A 16610-nucleotide genomic window follows, 5' to 3' on the forward strand; every position below is an offset into this window, starting at 1 on the left:
AGAGAGATGCAATACCGTGAGGTGGAGCCAAACTTTAAAACCAGTCTCAGTTCGGATTGTAGGCTGAAACTCGCCTACATGAAGCTGGAGTTACTAGTAATCGCGAATCAGAATGTCGCGGTGAATACGTTCCCGGGTCTTGTACACACCGCCCGTCACACCATGAGAGTTGGCAATACCCGAAGTCCGTGAGCTAACCGCAAGGAGGCAGCGGCCGAAGGTAGGGTCAGCGATTGGGGTGAAGTCGTAACAAGGTAGCCGTAGGAGAACCTGCGGCTGGATCACCTCCTTTCTAAGGAATACATCTTAGGACAACTAAGATGATAATGAATTCTGGATAATATCTCTGTTTAATTTTGAGAGACTATCTCTCAAAATTGTTCTTTGAAAATTGCACATAATTTAATTTATAGAAACAACAAGCCAAATTGGCAAAACCAATTTCTATTCTTTGTAAAATGAGAACTATAACTAATATAGGTCAAGCTACAAAGGGCGCATGGTGAATGCCTTGGCATCAGGAGCCGATGAAGGACGTGATAAGCTGCGATAAGCTTCGGGTAGGCGCACATAGCCTGAGATCCGAAGATCTCCGAATGAGGAAACTCACATGGGAAACCCCATGTATCATTAAGTGAATACATAGCTTAATGAAGGTAACCCAGGGAACTGAAACATCTAAGTACCTGGAGGAAGAGAAAGAAAAATCGATTTTCTTAGTAGCGGCGAGCGAAAGGGAAAGAGCCCAAACCGGAAACTTGTTTCCGGGGTTGCGGACATAACATAAAGAGAAGTAATGGCTAACTGAAGAGAGCTGGAAAGCTCCACCGTAGGAGGTAATAGTCCTGTAAGTGAAAGCTAGTATAATCGAGTTATGATCCAGAGTACCACGAGACACGTGAAACCTTGTGGGAAGCAGGGAGGACAAGGCTAAATACTAGAGCTGAAGAGAGCTGGAAAGCTCCACCGTAGGAGGTAATACCTGATGAAACTAGTATAATCGAGTTATGATCCAGAGTGAAGCAGTACCGTGAGGGAAAGGTGAAAAGAACCCCGGGAGGGGAGTGAAATAGAACCTGAAACCGTGTGCCTACAACCGCTCAGAGCCCCTTATGAGGGTGATGAGGTGCTTTTTGTAGAACGAGCCAACGAGTTACGGTATGTAGCAAGGTTAAGTACTTAAGGTACGGAGCCGAAGGGAAACCGAGTCTGAATAGGGCGACTAGTTGCATGCCGTAGACCCGAAACCGGGTGACCTATCCATGGCCAGGTTGAAGCGAGGGTAAAACCTCGTGGAGGACCGAACCACGTTGCTGTTGAAAAAGCATGGGATGAGCTGTGGATAGCGGAGAAATTCCAATCGAACCCGGAGATAGCTGGTTCTCTCCGAAATAGCTTTAGGGCTAGCGTCGAGTATGAGTAGTGGAGGTAGAGCACTGAATGGGCTAGGGGGTAGCGCTTACCGAACCTTATCAAACTCCGAATGCCACATACTTTGAAAAAAGCATGGGATGAGCTGTGGATAGCGGAGAAATTCCAATCGAACCCATAGCTGGTTCTCTCCGAAATAGCTTTAGGGCTAGCGTCGAGTATGAGTAGTGGAGGTAGAGCACTGAATGGGCTAGGGGGCATAGCGCTTACCGAACCTTATCAAACTCCGAATGCCACATACTTTGAGCTCGGCAGTCAGACTACGAATGATAAGATCCGTGGTCAAAAGGGAAACAGCCCAGATCGTCAGCTAAGGTCCCAAAGTGTAAGTTAAGTGGGAAAGGATGTGAGATTTCTAAGACAACTAGGATGTTGGCTTAGAAGCAGCCATTCATTAAAAGAGTGCGTAATAGCTCACTAGTCGAGAGATCTTGCGCCGAAAATGTAACGGGGCTAAACTTACCACCGAAGCTACGGGCTTGAACTTAGTTCAAGCGGTAGGAGAGCGTCGTAACCGGGCTGAAGTCGTACCGTAAGGAGCGGTGGACTGGTTACGAGTGAGAATGTTGGCATCAGTAGCGAGATGTGGGTGAGAATCCCACAGGCCGAAAACCTAAGGTTTCCTCAGGAAGGTTCGTCCGCTGAGGGTTAGTCGGGACCTAAGCCGAGGCCGAAAGGCGTAGGTGATGGACAACTGGTTGATATTCCAGTACCACTACCATCGTTATTATCGATGGCGTGACGCAGGAGGATAGTGTGTGCTAGCTATTGGATGCTAGTCTAAGCGTTTAGGCAGTGAAAGTAGGCAAATCCGCTTTCATAATGCTGAGGCGTGATGGGGAAGGTTCTACGGAACCGAAGTACATGATTCCACGCTGCCAAGAAAAGCGTCTAGAGAGAGAAGTAGTGCCCGTACCGCAAACCGACACAGGTAGGTGAGGAGAGAATCCTAAGGCCGGCGGAAGAATTACAGTTAAGGAACTCGGCAAATTGACCCCGTAAGTTCGCGAGAAGGGGTGCCTACGAGAGTAGGCCGCAGAGAATAGGCCCAAGCAACTGTTTAGCAAAGGTCTCTGCTAAAGCGTAAACACAGGTCTCTGCTAAAGCGTAAGCTGATGTATAGGGGCTGACGCCTGCCCGGTGCTGGAAGGTTAAGGGGAACACTTAGCGCAAGCGAAGGTGTGAACTTAAGCCCCAGTAAACGGCGGCCGTAACTATAACGGTCCTAAGGTAGCGAAATTCCTTGTCAGGTAAGTTCTGACCCGCACGAATGGCGTAATGACTTGGGCACTGTCTCAACTGTAAATCCGGCGAAGTTGTAGTGCGAGTGAAGATGCTCGCTACCCGCGATTGGACGGAAAGACCCCGTAGAGCTTTACTGTAGCTTAGCATTGAGTTTTGGTATTGTCTGTACAGGATAGGTGGGAGGCTAGGAAACTAGGGCGTCAGCCTTAGTGGAGCCATCCTTGGGATACCACCCTGACAGTACTGAAATTCTAACTGGCGGCCATGAATCTGGTCACAGGACATTGTTAGGTGGGCAGTTTGACTGGGGCGGTCGCCTCCTAAAAAGTAACGGAGGCGCGTAGAGTGCAAAGGGAAAGGTTCCCTCAGAACGGTCGGAAATCGTTCGTAGAGTGCAAAGGCAGAAGGGAGCCTGACTGCGACACCCACAAGTGGAGCAGGGACGAAAGTCGGGCTTAGTGATCCGGTGGTACCTCGTGGGAGGGCCATCGCTCAACGGATAAAAGCTACCTCGGGGATAACAGGCTGATCTCCCCCAAGAGTCCACATCGACGGGGAGGTTTGGCACCTCGATGTCGGCTCGTCGCATCCTGGGGCTGAAGTAGGTCCCAAGGGTTGGGCTGTTCGCCCATTAAAGCGGCACGCGAGCTGGGTTCAGAACGTCGTGAGACAGTTCGGTCCCTATCCGTCGCGGGCGTAGGAAATTTGAGAGGAGCTGTCCTTAGTACGAGAGGACCGGGATGGACTGACCTCTGGTGTACCAGTTGTTCCGCCAGGAGCACAGCTGGGTAGCTAAGTCGGGAATGGATAAACGCTGAAAGCATCTAAGCGTGAAGCCAACCTCAAGATGAGATTTCCCATAGCGTAAGCTAGTAAGATCCCTTGAAGAACACAAGGTTGATAGGTCGGGGGTGTAAGCATGGTAACATGTTCAGCTGACCGATACTAATAGATCGAGGGCTTGACCAAATATAGTAAATTAAATATGTGCAATTTTGAAAGAACAAAACTTTCAAACATCTGGTGATGATGTTCTTTAGGGTAACACCCGTTCCCATTCCGAACACGACGGTTAAGCCTTTAGAAGCCGATGGTACTGCACGGGAGACTGTGTGGGAGAGTAGGTGGTCGCCAGGTTCAAAATGTTCCTCGGTAGCTCAATGGTGGAGCACTCGGCTGTTAACCGATAGGTTGGAGGTTCGAGTCCTCTCCGAGGAGCCATTTTTTTTATATAAAAAGAGTTATTAAAGAAGATATAAATGTCTTTTTTAATAACTCTTTTTCTTTTTTTAAAGGAATTATTTATTTAATATTGAATTATAAAAATATAAAATAATTATAATATTTTATTTTATAGATAATAAATTTAAAAATAAGCTAGTTACTGATCTTAATTAAATAAAGATTTAAATGATAAAAGTTTCGCTTTATTGAAGCATAGGGAGAATTTTAGGAATTATTTATTTAATATTGAATTATAAAAATATAAAATAATTATAATATTTTATTTTATAGATAATAAATTTAAAAATAAGCTAGTTACTGATCTTAATTAAATAAAGATTTAAATGATAAAAGTTTCGCTTTATTGAAGCATAGGGAGAATTTTAGGAAGTTAGAATACTTAATCTTATGATTTAAAAGTACTAAATAATAAAGATAATAATTCTTGAGTGAGTAGAATATATTTAGTTATATAAGCTGCTTATTAAAATTTTTATTTAAAAATTAGATGTTAGACTAAATATAAAGACACTTATAGAAAGCAAATGAGTATAAAGTGATGTTTATTATCTTAAATGTAGAGAGAGGATTAAAATAGTTTCTATTATTTTAGATAATTTGATTAGGGTTAGATAGAAGTAAAATTTCTATTTAATATTAAACCTTATTTATTTAAGTTAATGCATAAGGAATTTAATAAATATAAAAAGTATAAAATACTTTAATATAAATTAAGGATGCATACTTTTAACAGATTACTAATACTAATTTTTTCTAGAAAGGTGGTGGGTGCTACTTATATATTGTTATGTAAACAATATCAATAATGTAGCAGAGTTTTATGAAAGAGTATAAGATTGAGAATTTAAGAAATGTAGGGATTATAGGACATAGTGATTCAGGTAAAACTGCATTAACAGAAGCTTTACTTTACTATACAAACACTACTGATAGATTAGGGACTTGCGAAGATTGTAATACAGTAAGTGATTATGACCAAGAAGAGAAAAAAAGGAAAATATCATTATCATTATCTGTCGTTCCCCTTGAGTGGAATGGAATTAAGATTAACTTATTAGATACTCCAGGTTATTTTGATTTTGTTGGAGAGCAAATAGAAGGAATCAAGGCGGCTGATTCAGCAATTATAACTGTGTGTGGAGTTACTGGAGTACAAGTCGGAACAGAAAAAGCATGGGAATGTTTAGAAAAAAAGAAAATTTCGGAAGTGTTAACCTAATAACTCAAGAAGCTTTAAGAGCATTTTTTATAAATAAATTAGATAGAGAAAATTCAAATTTTGATAAAGTTTTAGAAAACATAAGAAATACATTCGGAAGTGGAGCAATACCTACTCAATATCCAATAGGATCAGAGAAAGAGTTTAAAGGTATTGTTAACCTAATAACTCAAGAAGCTTTTCAGTGTGAAGCTAATACAGGAAAAATAAATAAGATAGAAATTCCTGAAAGTGTTAAGGATAAAGTTGAAGAATATAGAACTTATTTAATGGAAGCTGTAGCAGAGACTGATGAGGAATTACTTGATAAATATTTTTCTGATGGAGAGCTTACAGTTGATGAAATATATAAAGGATTCTCTATTGGCTTTGAAAGTGGAGATATAGCTCCAGTTATGTGTGGAAGTTCATCATCAATTGTTGGTATGCAAAGTCTTTTAGCTTCAATTAAAGGATACTTCCCATCACCAAATAAAAGCAAGGCTAAACTTGCTATAGATAGTAATAATGAGGAAATAGCTATTAAGGCAAGTAGTGAAATGCCATTCTCTGCTTTTGTATTTAAAACAATTGCAGATCCATTTGTAGGTAAACTATCTATGTTTAAGGTTCAAACTGGGGAGCTTACTAATGATAAAATTATTATAAATTCTAAAAATGATAAACCAGAAAAAATTGGTGCTTTATGCTTCTTAAGGGGTAAAAATCAGATGCAAACAAAGAAAATTATAGCAGGAGATATAGGCGCTGTTACAAAGCTTCAATATACTGTTACAGGAGATACCCTTTGTGAAAACAATTTTAAGGTTTCATATGAAGAATTTAATTTTCCAGAGCCAGTTATGACTATGGCAGTATTGCCAAGGAGCAAAGGTGATGAGGAGAAAATATCTCAAGGTCTTGCTAAACTTTTAGATGAAGATCCAACATTCAAGGTTTCTAGGGATAAAGAAAATGCAGAAACTTTAATATCTGGTATTGGTGAAACTCATATTGAGGTTTTAGCGAGTAAATTAAAGAGTAAGTTTGGTATTGATGTAATACTCCAAGAACCTAAGATTCCTTATAGAGAGACTATTAAAGGCAATTCTGATGTACAAGGAAAGCACAAAAAGCAATCTGGTGGTCATGGACAATATGGTGATGTAAAGATTAAATTTGAGCCAAGAAGAGATGGGGAAAGTGATTTAGAGTTTGTAGACAAGGTTGTTGGTGGTGTTGTACCTAGAAACTATATACCAGCAGTTGAAAAAGGATTAAGAGATTGTTTAAAAAGAGGGGTTTTAGCTGGGTACCCTGTAATTGGCATTAAGGCTACTTTATATGATGGTTCATATCACCCTGTAGATTCTTCAGAAATGGCATTTAAGGTTGCTGCATCTTTAGCATATAAGAAAGGTATGGAGGGTGCAAAACCTGTAATATTAGAACCTATTATGAGAGCAGAAATAGTTATTCCAGATGAATACATGGGAGATATAATTGGTGATATAAATAAAAAGAGAGGTAGAGTAATTGGAATGGAACCAGATGGAAAGAATCAAAGGGTTATAGCTCAAATTCCTTTATCAGAAATGTTCAAATATGCTACTGATTTACGTTCAATGACTCAAGCGAGAGGAAGTTTTAGTATGACTTTTGATAAATATGAAGAAGTTCCAAGTACAGAAACAGATAAAATAATAGAAACTGCTAGAAAAATTAAAGAAGCTAAGGAAGCTTAAATAATGAAAATATAGAAATTTTTAAAAGTACCATCTTAAAATTTAAAAAGATGGTACTTTTTATGTATACTAGGAAAATAATGTGGTTAAATTAATAATGTTCAAGGTATTATTTTAGAAATTTTGGGCAAAGCTCAAAAATTAAAGAAAATAGTATTTATAAAAGATGAATAAAACTTTAGATAGTAGAATATAAATCTCTTAGAGATATTTTACTTATGGCATAATTAAAAAATAAAATTTATTATTTAGAAATATAAATTTGCTTAACTTAAATTATTTATTTCTAAAAATTGACTTAATTTGAAGTAAATTAATACGAAATATTAAAAACAATTATAAATTTTTTAAGTTTTTAAGAAAAATAAAAGGGTTTTTATATTTACATATCTAATTATATATTTAGAGATAATATCTTAAATGAGGTGCAATTCATGTGTAATTATAGAATGGATATAAAGGGTAAAATCGGTTTAAGTGACTATAGTAATATCTTTGATTATATAAATATTGTTGGTGTATGTGATAGGTTTATGATTTATATGGAATCATTAGATGATGATAATATAGGTATTATTTGTTCTATGCTTGAAGATAACAATTTCAATATAAAAAATCAAGGATACGATAATCAGGGTATTTACTATATAAATGCTAAGAAAATAGGCTAGAATAGACAACTTTTAATAGTATTTTTTATATAAATAATTGTAAAAGTATATAATTTAAAAAGGGTATAACTTTAACTGTGTAAAGGTACGTACATTTGTGTTATAATTTACTTTGTGTTAAATAAATAATTATTAATAAGCTATAATTTAAGTTGTCATATAATAATTTAACAAAGTGAATTCTAAAGGGCAACTTGTAAGAAGCACTTATAGTTGAATTAATCCATAAGAAACATGGGGGAGGATTTTTTAAATGAAGAATTACGTTGTTGGAATAGATCTAGGAGGAACAAAAATAAGCTGTGCTCTTGCTGATCTAGAAGGAAATGTTATAGCTCAACATACAACTCCAACTAATGCTCATGAAGGAGAGCAAGCAGTTTTAGATAGAATAATAGGTTGTGTTGAAACTGTAATATGCGAAGGAAAAGTAACTATTGATGAAGTAGAAGCTATAGGTATTGGATCACCAGGACCATTAGATGCTAGAACTGGTATAATAATAACAACTCCAAACTTACCTTTCAAAAACTTCAATTTAGTTGCACCATTAAAAGCTAAGTTTGGTATTCCTGTTTACTTAGATAACGATGCTAACGTAGCTGCTATTGGTGAGTTCATGTTAGGTGCTGGTAAAGGTACTGAAAACATGATTTATATCACTGTAAGTACTGGTGTAGGTGGAGGAGCAATCCTTAACGGTAAAATATACAGAGGAAGTACTTCAAACGCTTTAGAAATTGGACATTCAACTGTTGCACCAGGAACAGTAAGATGTAACTGTGGTAACATGGGATGTTTAGAGGCTGTATCATCAGGAACAGCTATTGGTAAAAGAGGAAGAGAAGCTGTTGCTACAAACGCAGAGACAAGCTTAAAAGACTATGACAATGTAACTTCATATGAAGTATTCGTTGAAGCTGCTAAAGGCGATAGAGTTGCAAAATCAATCATAGATGAAGCTTTAAATTACTTAGGAATTGGTGTTGCAAATGCAATAGCGACTTTTGACCCAGATATGGTTGTTATAGGTGGAGGAGTTTCAAAAGCTGGAGAAATAGTTTTTGAAAAAGTTCAAGACGTTGTTAATGAAAGATGCTTCAAAGCTATGGCTGAACATTGTAAAATAGTTCCTGCTGGTTTAGGAACTGATGCAGGTGTTGTTGGAGCAGTAGCATTAGCATTATTAGAGTGTAAATAATATTTTTTATATAATAAGTTAGAAGCTTTTTTAGCTTCTAACTTTATTTTTTATAAAATATTATACTAGGAAAATATAAGTTTTAGATAAAAAATATTATAAATTTATGAACTAAAAAAAATTAGAGGGTTAAAGACTAGAAAAAAAGGTGATTTTGTGATAAAACTATATTAAAAATGGAAAATTTAGTCTGAATATTAGGTCATAACCACATATTGTGATTATCTATAAAAGGGTTCTATATAATTAAAATTATATAGAATCTTTTTTATTTATAATAAAAGTACCTTTTATACGAACAGAGGTAAAATATTTATAGAATTAATATATTTTATATGTTGTGAATGTTTTAAAAATATATAGATAGCTTTAATAAAAAATGTATCTACATAGTTTAAACATTTAAAATCATTTATTTTATGAGTCTTTATGATTTCATAAATATAAATATAGTAACAATATATTTATGAAACAATATAATAAACATTGGAATATATACTTTTAAGCTATGAAGAATATAATATCTCTAATAAAGGTATATAATTGATATGATTTAGTAAGAATATTTTATGTATTAAACTTTATAATTTTAAGTCTTAAAAATTTTTAGAAAAAAATTAAAATATATATTGCTAATTAATAATAATTATTATATAATAATGACATAAGGTTGGTGAAGATAAAACATCAACAAGAAATGACTTGATAATAAAGACTTTTAAATTATGATTATAAATTGAAATTAAATAAATGTTTGTTTTGTAGGAGGAATAATATTATGAAAAAATTTGTTTGTACAGTATGTGGATATGTTTATGAGGGAGAAAAAGCTCCAGAAAAATGCCCAGTATGTGGAGTAGGAGCTGACAAGTTCATAGAGCAAGGAGAAGATTTAGCTTTCGCTGATGAACACAGAATCGGAGTTGCTAAAGGGGTAGATGAAAGAATAATCGAAGGATTACAAGCTAACTTTATGGGAGAGTGTACAGAAGTAGGAATGTACCTAGCAATGTCAAGACAAGCTGACAGAGAAGGATTCCCAGAAGTTGCAGAAGCTTATAAGAGAATAGCTTTCGAAGAAGCAGAGCACGCAGCTAAATTCGCAGAAATGTTAGGAGAAGTTGTAGAAGCTGATACAAAAGCTAACTTACAAGCAAGAGTAAATGCAGAGCACGGAGCTTGCCAAGGTAAAAAAGACTTAGCTACTTTAGCTAAACAATTAAACTTAGATGCAATCCATGACACAGTTCACGAAATGTGTAAAGATGAAGCTAGACATGGAAAAGCTTTCGCTGGATTATTAAACAGATACTTTAAATAAGATATAAAAATTACACGCTTTATAAATTAAAAGATTTAATTACTTCCTTATTAAAAAGAGTACTTATTTATGAGTACTCTTTTTTATTATTAAAAAAGAGATTCTATTTATTTAGCAAATTAAATTATAAGATTAGACTAAATATATTATACGTCTTTTTCTTAAAGACGCCAGTTTCTACTATAAAAATTGATAAATCATTTATAACTGATATATTTAAATACAAGGAAAAAAGGAGTATAGTAAATCTTATAACAGATACTTCACATAAAATAAATATGAGAATTTTGGCTTAAGGTGTGGAGTGCAGAGAAGAACTAGAAGTGCTTAAAGAATTAAATGCTGAATATAGATAATACTATTTTTCAAAGCTACTTAATTCAAAAGTAATTTTAGAGTTAATATAGTGAAAGGAGAAGCTTATTAAAACTTATACACAGAAGTAAATGGAGAAAAACATATATACTGTGATTAAAAAAAGTTATATATCACAATTTTTGTGGATAATTTTTATAGAGTTTTAAAGAGCTAAGTTTTTAGGCAATGAAGATATATTTTACTAGACATGGAGAGACTTTATGGAATCTTGAGCATAGGTTTCAAGGATGGAAGGATTCTGAACTTACAGAAGATGGTGTTAGAAGAGCAGAGTTATTAGGAAAGAGATTAAAGGATGTTAAAATAGATAAAATATTTACAAGTCCTATAAAAAGAGCGAAGAGAACAGCTTACTTAATAAAAGGAAACAAGGATATTGAAGTTGAAGAAGTTGAAGGGTTAAAAGAAATTAGTTTTGGTAAGTGGGAAGGAATGACTACTGAAGAAATAAAAAGTTATGAAGAATATGTTGAAGAATTAGACAACCTATTTAATAAACCTTTTTCTTATAAGAGTTTTGAGGGTGAAAATATAAAAGAATTTACAGAAAGATTGTTCAAAGCTGTAGATGATATAATCAAAAATAATAGTGATAAGAATATTTTAATAGTAACTCATGGAATGTGTGTAAGATATTTAATAGGATATTTTAAAAATGAACTTGAAGAAAGCAAAATAGTTAATTATCCTATATTCAATCAAGCTAGTTATAATGAGGTTAACTGGGATGGAGAAAAATTTGATGTAGTTACTTTGAACAATATTGACCATTATGAATATGATAAGTAATATAAGAGTTTTTAAATTTTTAAATAGAAGATTATTTAATGAATAAAAATTTAGAAACTACACAATTTAATAATAGATTTGTGCTACAAATCTTAAGTCTAAAATTTAGCGATTTATAAAAATCTATCTTCTTCGATTTTGGGGAGAAGGTAATAAATTTTAGAAATAAGATTTTTAAATATTGAGGTGCTTTAATTAGCACCTCCTAAATCTAAAAGTCAGTATTAAATGAAAAATATTAGATCTTAGCATCTAATATTGATCAATTAAACTTAGCCGACTATAGCTTAATGGTAGCAAGAAAAGTTATGGAAAATTATGCTTTTAGATAGTTTATAAGCACATAAAAAATAGAGGTACATTATCGTACCTCTATTTTCTTTTAATAAAAGTATTTGATAATAGAGGAGTTAACAAAGAATGTTTTGGTGAATTCTTAGAAGGATTTGAAGATGCATATTTAGCAGAAGTTAGAGAGTTTGGTGATTGTGTATTAAAAAATAGAAATCCATTTGTAACTGTTGAAGATGATGTATTATATACTATTGTTGGATACGATTGTAAAGAATCTTTTGAAACTGAAAAATTAGTTAAAGTTGATTACTCTGGTTGTGGTAAATTAGTAAAATAGCCATCTAATACTCAATAAATATCTTTATATCAGGAATGTTTGGAATAGACTGGAATTTGGTGATTTTTTTGATAAATTTTTGGGCTTCGCCCAATATAAGATTATTTAGTTAAAAGAGTAGTTTTATATAAATTGTTTATCAATTAGGCTGCGGCGGACTTTTCTAATAAGATTAATCTTATAGTTTTTCTTAGCATAGTAAACTTTTGTTATTGTTTTAAAAGCTAAATCCTACATTTAAATTAAAAATCTAATAACTTTAAATTAAAAGATGGTTATTTATTATTGAGGAAGTTGAGTTTTACTTAGCACTTTAATGAATTAAATTAATGAATTAAATTAATGAATTAAAAATATAAATTAGGCAAATAAAAAATTAATAAAGCATCCCGGATTACCCACGGGGTGCTTTAAATTTGTTAGAAGTTATCTAATTTAATATCTCCACTTGCTGTAGTTATATTAAGCTTATTTTCTCCTTCATTGAAGGTTGCTTTTAAAAGTTTATCTCCTTTTTCTATGTTTGAAGAATTTATATCACTAGAAACATTTCCAGAAGAAGTTTTTCCTTCTAATGTTAGATTATTTGAAACTTCAATAGCTATTTCAATATCTCCAGAAATAGAGTTTATTGTTGAAGCTCCTTTAATTTCGGCTAAATTCATATCTATGTCACCAGAAGTTGAATCCACAGTTAGGGTTCCTACATATGATCCAACTTTAATATCTCCAGAAGTAGTTTTTAATGAAGATGTATTAGTATTTAGTTTATTGAATTCTATTTCACCAGAAGTTGTATTAGCTACTACAGTTGGAGCTGATACGGAATTAACTTTGATATCTCCACTTACAGTTTCAATTCTAAGAGAATTAAGTTCTAAAATTCTTTCTGATTTAACATCTCCAGAAACACTTGAAATAGAGATATCACCTTTATAACTTTCAGGAACATAGACAGTTAAAGTTAAATATCTTGAAGATATATTATGAGGTGTATTTTTAGTTTCTATTAAGATGTTTCCATCAATCTTGCTTGTATCAAGATTTATTATATTTGAGTTATCATTTGAATTATATTTTCCAGTAAGTTCAGCCTTTAACTCTGGAGTTTCAGATTTAACAATATTTACGTCTGAAACACTTGAGTTTATAGTTATTTTTGATACACCCTCCATATCTTGAATTTGTGTGTCATTTAAATTATGGCTAGTACCCAAAAAATTAAAGAATCTATCGTCACCAAATTCGTTTAAATAACTAGAAACTTGAGGGGCTAAATCCTTGCCTATAGAAAGTCCAGATGATATTGTTTGGAATAATCCAACTGAAAGAGTTATTATGAATAACACTAAAGAAATTATCATACCAATAACTGCTTTTGAATTCCAAAAACTTTTTTTATCCTTTGGTTTAGGTTCACTTGTTAGATATTCAATAGCCTTTTTTACTAATATAACACAAGCCTTAATACCGTAATAACCTAATATAGTCATAAGTATTCCTAGGAATATTAAAGATACTAAGATCCAAATAACTCCAAAGAAAAGAGATGTAAGACCACCTGTGCTTGTTGCTGCTAAAGCAATGCTTGATACCATACCAATTATAGAACCAAAAATAAGTCCTATACCACCAGTCAAGATTCCTATAATAGTTCCAGCAGCCCCTAAAATAATAGGTGATAGTATTATAGCTAGTAAAATGAATAAAACTATTTTTATAAGTTTATCTGTTTTGTTTGCATTTTCAGACATGCTTTTTCCAAAAGCTCTAGTCTTTTCTTTAGCTTTTTCTTTATAATATCGTGCTGTTTCTTCAATTGTTGGGTTACCCTTAGCCTTTTTATATTGCTCTGCTATATCTTTTGGATCTCCAAGCTCTTCAGCTATTTCTTCTTCAGTTTTACCCGAGGATAATCCAATAGAGAAGTGCTCTTCATAATCATATAAAATATCATCAATCTCTTCTTGGGAAAAACCTCTTAAATTTTTTCTAAGCTCTTTAAGATATTCTTGTTTAGTCATTCTCATCACCCTCCTCCAATAAATAATTTATACCATCTAATAAATCAAACCATTCACGTTTTAAAAGTTCTTTACGGTGAAGTCCTAAGTCAGTGATTTTGTAATACTTTCTTGGTGGACCTTCCTGAGATTCTCTTAAGTAAGTTGTAAAAAAGCCTTCTTTGCTAAGCTTTCTTAGGATAGGGTATATTGTTCCATCTGAAATATATATTCTCTCTGAGATTTTACTTATAAGTTCATATCCATAGTAGTCTTTTTTTGAGAGTAGAGAGAGAACACAAAGCTCTAAAACTCCCTTTTTAAATTGTGAATTCATCCATTCACCTGCTTTCTTATTAATATATTGAAACCTTGTATAGACGGGTTTATAGGTGTGTTTTTAACAAAAATTTGTAAATCTTGACTATAATATATCATACGCTATTATACATTGCAAGGTAGTAAATATAAAAATATACTATATTTTATATAATAGTTTTTATAATGTTACTATTATATGATTCGCTTTAAAATATATTCAGTAAATCTAACGGAAAAAAGTATAAAGTATGAAGTGTTTCATAGAAATAAAATAAGGTGAATTAAAAAAACAAAAAACTCTATGTTGGTAAATCATAGAGTTTTTATTAGATAATTTTAAAGGATAGCGGGTTATGTTAAATTTTATGGTTTGATGTATAAGTATCCTTCTGATTGCTTTTCAGCAAGTTCAATAATTCCGGCAGGAACTACCTTACAGAAAGAAAATAATTCATCTTTAGCTATGTTAAATTTATTTAATGAGTTGTTGCACACTGCGAAAACAACGCCTTGTTCAGCAGGCTCAATAATCTTGTCTATTAAATTAGTATTTCTAGCTATTACTTCTTTTAACTGAAAAACAGCCATAGAATTTGCTAATACTTCTAGTTCATATTTTCTATTAGTTTCTTTAGCGTTAGTCAATACATTCTTTAGATTCTCTAAAACAATAGGCCATTTATCAGCTTCATCAATATGAAATATAATTTTCACTTTAATCACTTCCAAACTTTTTATTGATTTTTAAAGAGATATAAATATATATTTATACAACGTTATAGTAGTAAAGTTGCTGATGTTATTTCTTTGTTCTATAACCACTTACAGAAGTGTACTACTTCTTAGTAAATAGATTATTTTGTCTAAATTTACTAAGCGAATTTTTAACAATACTCTGAACAAAATTTCTAACATCAACAACCTTGTCTTTAATATATTCCTTTGAAAAAAAATAATCAAATTATATAAAAATAAAATTTATAAAATAAAGAGTTTATTTTGATAATATTTAGATTTATTACAATTTTATACTAATATTTTTCAAGAATAGCAATTTAAAACTTAAATATGTATATTTTTTGAATACAAATTTTTATAGAAGAACTTATATTAAAGATAATTGGACTTTTTGAATACGTTTGCTATAAATGTGTTGAAAATCCTATTTTTTATAGAAAGTTGTATGAAAAGGTTAAAATAATCCAATATTATATTAATAAACTTCGATGTAATTGTTTGCAACGGGGTTTATAATAGCATCATAACATTTAGTAAATGATTTTATTGAGGAGATGATTTTATGAGAAAGGCATTTATATGTCCAACAAAATATGTTCAAGGAGAAAATGAGTTACTTAATTTAGGTTACTTTGTAGAGACTTACGGAAAGTCAGCACTTTTAATAGCTCATCCAGAAGATATAAAAAGAGTTAAAGATAAATTAGATGCAACAGCAAAGAAATTTAACATTGAATTTGTAGAGGGCGGATTTAAAGGTGAATGTTCACGCCAAGAAGTTAAACGACTTCAAGAACTTGCAAAAGAGAAAAAGTGTGATTGCACAGTAGGACTTGGTGGAGGAAAAGCCTTAGATACAGCTAAGTGTGTAGCTGAAGGTGAAAAACTTATAGTAGTACCAACAATAGCAGCTACAGATGCTCCAACTAGCCACTCAGCAGTTTTATATACAGAAGATGGATCATTTGATGATTATGCATACTTCAAAGCAAGCCCAAGCGTTGTTTTAGTGGATACAGAGGTAATAGCAAAAGCACCAACTCGTTTCTTAGTAGCAGGTATGGGAGATGCTTTATCAACTTACTTTGAAGCAAGAGCAACATCAAGTTCATTTACTAAAGTCAATGCGGGATTACCATGTGGGGTAAGAGAAGAAAAATGTAGACCAGCAATAGGCACAAATGCTTCATTAGCACTTGCTAAACTTTGCTATGAAACATTATTAGAAGATGGAAAAAAAGCTAAGGATGCTTGTGATTGTAACTGTGTTACTAAATCATTAGAAAATATAGTAGAAACAAACATATTATTATCAGGATTAGGATTTGAGAGTGGTGGATTAGCTGCAGCTCATGCAATACATGATGGTTTAACAATATTAGAAGGAACACATAGATACTTCCATGGAGAAAAAGTTGCTTTTGGAACAATAGCTCAATTAGTTCTTGAGAATGCACCAAAAGAAGAATTATATGAAGTATTAGATTTCTGTTTAGAAATAGGTCTTCCTGTATGTCTTGAAGATATAGGAGTAACAGAGGTTTCAGATGAAGAGTTATTTGAGGTTGCAGAAAAAGCTTGTATACCAGAAGAATCAATTTACTCAATGCCATTTGGAATAGAAATTTCAGAAGTAGTTTCAGCAATAAAATTAGCAGATAAGATAGGTAAAGACTACAAGAATAGAAAGTAA

General features: G+C 32.9%; 8 protein-coding genes, 1 tRNA gene, 2 rRNA genes, 1 pseudogene and 1 other annotated feature. Of the genes and pseudogenes, 9 read left to right on the forward strand and 3 right to left on the reverse strand.

Going from position 1 to position 16610, the window contains the following annotated elements; genetic code table 11:
- Nucleotides 1-292 (forward strand) — a sequence feature (16S ribosomal RNA rRNA prediction is too short).
- Between the two features lie 187 nt (nucleotides 293-479).
- From AC2JAQ_RS00005 to AC2JAQ_RS00040, 8 genes and pseudogenes are all read left to right on the forward strand, one after another.
- Nucleotides 480-3645 (forward strand): 23S ribosomal RNA (locus tag AC2JAQ_RS00005).
- A 50-nt stretch (nucleotides 3646-3695) separates the two neighbouring features.
- Nucleotides 3696-3813, forward strand: a 5S ribosomal RNA gene (rrf, locus tag AC2JAQ_RS00010).
- Nucleotides 3814-3822: 9 nt separating this feature from the next.
- Nucleotides 3823-3897 (forward strand) — tRNA-Asn (locus tag AC2JAQ_RS00015).
- An 844-nt stretch (nucleotides 3898-4741) separates the two neighbouring features.
- A pseudogene (gene fusA, locus AC2JAQ_RS00020) lies at nucleotides 4742-6864 on the forward strand (elongation factor G).
- Between the two features lie 434 nt (nucleotides 6865-7298).
- Nucleotides 7299-7535 carry a hypothetical protein gene (locus AC2JAQ_RS00025; RefSeq protein ID WP_322505133.1) on the forward strand — a complete coding sequence of 79 codons (237 nt, stop codon included), beginning with the start codon at nucleotides 7299-7301 and terminating at the stop codon, nucleotides 7533-7535.
- A gap of 253 nt (nucleotides 7536-7788) precedes the next feature.
- The gene (locus AC2JAQ_RS00030; RefSeq protein WP_488457303.1) at nucleotides 7789-8736 is read left to right on the forward strand and encodes an ROK family protein; all 948 of its coding nucleotides are present in this window, start codon (nucleotides 7789-7791) and stop codon (nucleotides 8734-8736) included.
- 778 nt (nucleotides 8737-9514) lie between these two features.
- Nucleotides 9515-10057, forward strand: coding sequence for an NADH peroxidase (locus AC2JAQ_RS00035; RefSeq protein WP_488457304.1), 543 nt, complete (start codon nucleotides 9515-9517; stop codon nucleotides 10055-10057).
- Nucleotides 10058-10600: 543 nt separating this feature from the next.
- Nucleotides 10601-11224: a histidine phosphatase family protein gene (locus tag AC2JAQ_RS00040; protein ID WP_488457305.1), complete on the forward strand. Its 624-nt coding sequence runs from the start codon at nucleotides 10601-10603 to the stop codon at nucleotides 11222-11224.
- A gap of 1050 nt (nucleotides 11225-12274) precedes the next feature.
- Here AC2JAQ_RS00040 and AC2JAQ_RS00045 read toward each other — a convergent pair.
- The 3 genes from AC2JAQ_RS00045 to AC2JAQ_RS00055 form a co-directional block, all read right to left on the reverse strand.
- Entirely contained in the window at nucleotides 12275-13879 is a 1605-nt protein-coding gene (locus tag AC2JAQ_RS00045) for a DUF4097 family beta strand repeat-containing protein (RefSeq protein ID WP_488457306.1), read from the reverse strand.
- Nucleotides 13872-14195, reverse strand: coding sequence for a PadR family transcriptional regulator (locus tag AC2JAQ_RS00050; RefSeq protein WP_423240437.1), 324 nt, complete (start codon nucleotides 14193-14195; stop codon nucleotides 13872-13874). Before AC2JAQ_RS00050 ends, AC2JAQ_RS00045 begins: the two co-directional genes overlap by 8 nt.
- 347 nt (nucleotides 14196-14542) lie before the next feature.
- Nucleotides 14543-14893, reverse strand: coding sequence for a DsrE family protein (locus AC2JAQ_RS00055; protein WP_488457307.1), 351 nt, complete (start codon nucleotides 14891-14893; stop codon nucleotides 14543-14545).
- Between the two features lie 586 nt (nucleotides 14894-15479).
- Here AC2JAQ_RS00055 and AC2JAQ_RS00060 point away from each other — a divergent pair.
- A complete protein-coding gene (locus AC2JAQ_RS00060; RefSeq protein ID WP_488457308.1) occupies nucleotides 15480-16610 on the forward strand; it encodes a glycerol dehydrogenase in 1131 nt (376 codons plus the stop codon).

This window comes from Clostridium sp. LIBA-8553 (assembly GCF_057782465.1).

Coding starts and splice junctions, on each gene's coding strand:
- AC2JAQ_RS00025 (WP_322505133.1), top strand. CDS start 7,299: ATGTGTAATTATAGAATGGATATAAAGGGTAAAATCGGTTTAAGTGAC.
- AC2JAQ_RS00030 (WP_488457303.1), top strand. CDS start 7,789: ATGAAGAATTACGTTGTTGGAATAGATCTAGGAGGAACAAAAATAAGC.
- AC2JAQ_RS00035 (WP_488457304.1), top strand. CDS start 9,515: ATGAAAAAATTTGTTTGTACAGTATGTGGATATGTTTATGAGGGAGAA.
- AC2JAQ_RS00040 (WP_488457305.1), top strand. CDS start 10,601: ATGAAGATATATTTTACTAGACATGGAGAGACTTTATGGAATCTTGAG.
- AC2JAQ_RS00045 (WP_488457306.1), bottom strand. CDS start 13,879: ATGACTAAACAAGAATATCTTAAAGAGCTTAGAAAAAATTTAAGAGGT.
- AC2JAQ_RS00050 (WP_423240437.1), bottom strand. CDS start 14,195: ATGAATTCACAATTTAAAAAGGGAGTTTTAGAGCTTTGTGTTCTCTCT.
- AC2JAQ_RS00060 (WP_488457308.1), top strand. CDS start 15,480: ATGAGAAAGGCATTTATATGTCCAACAAAATATGTTCAAGGAGAAAAT.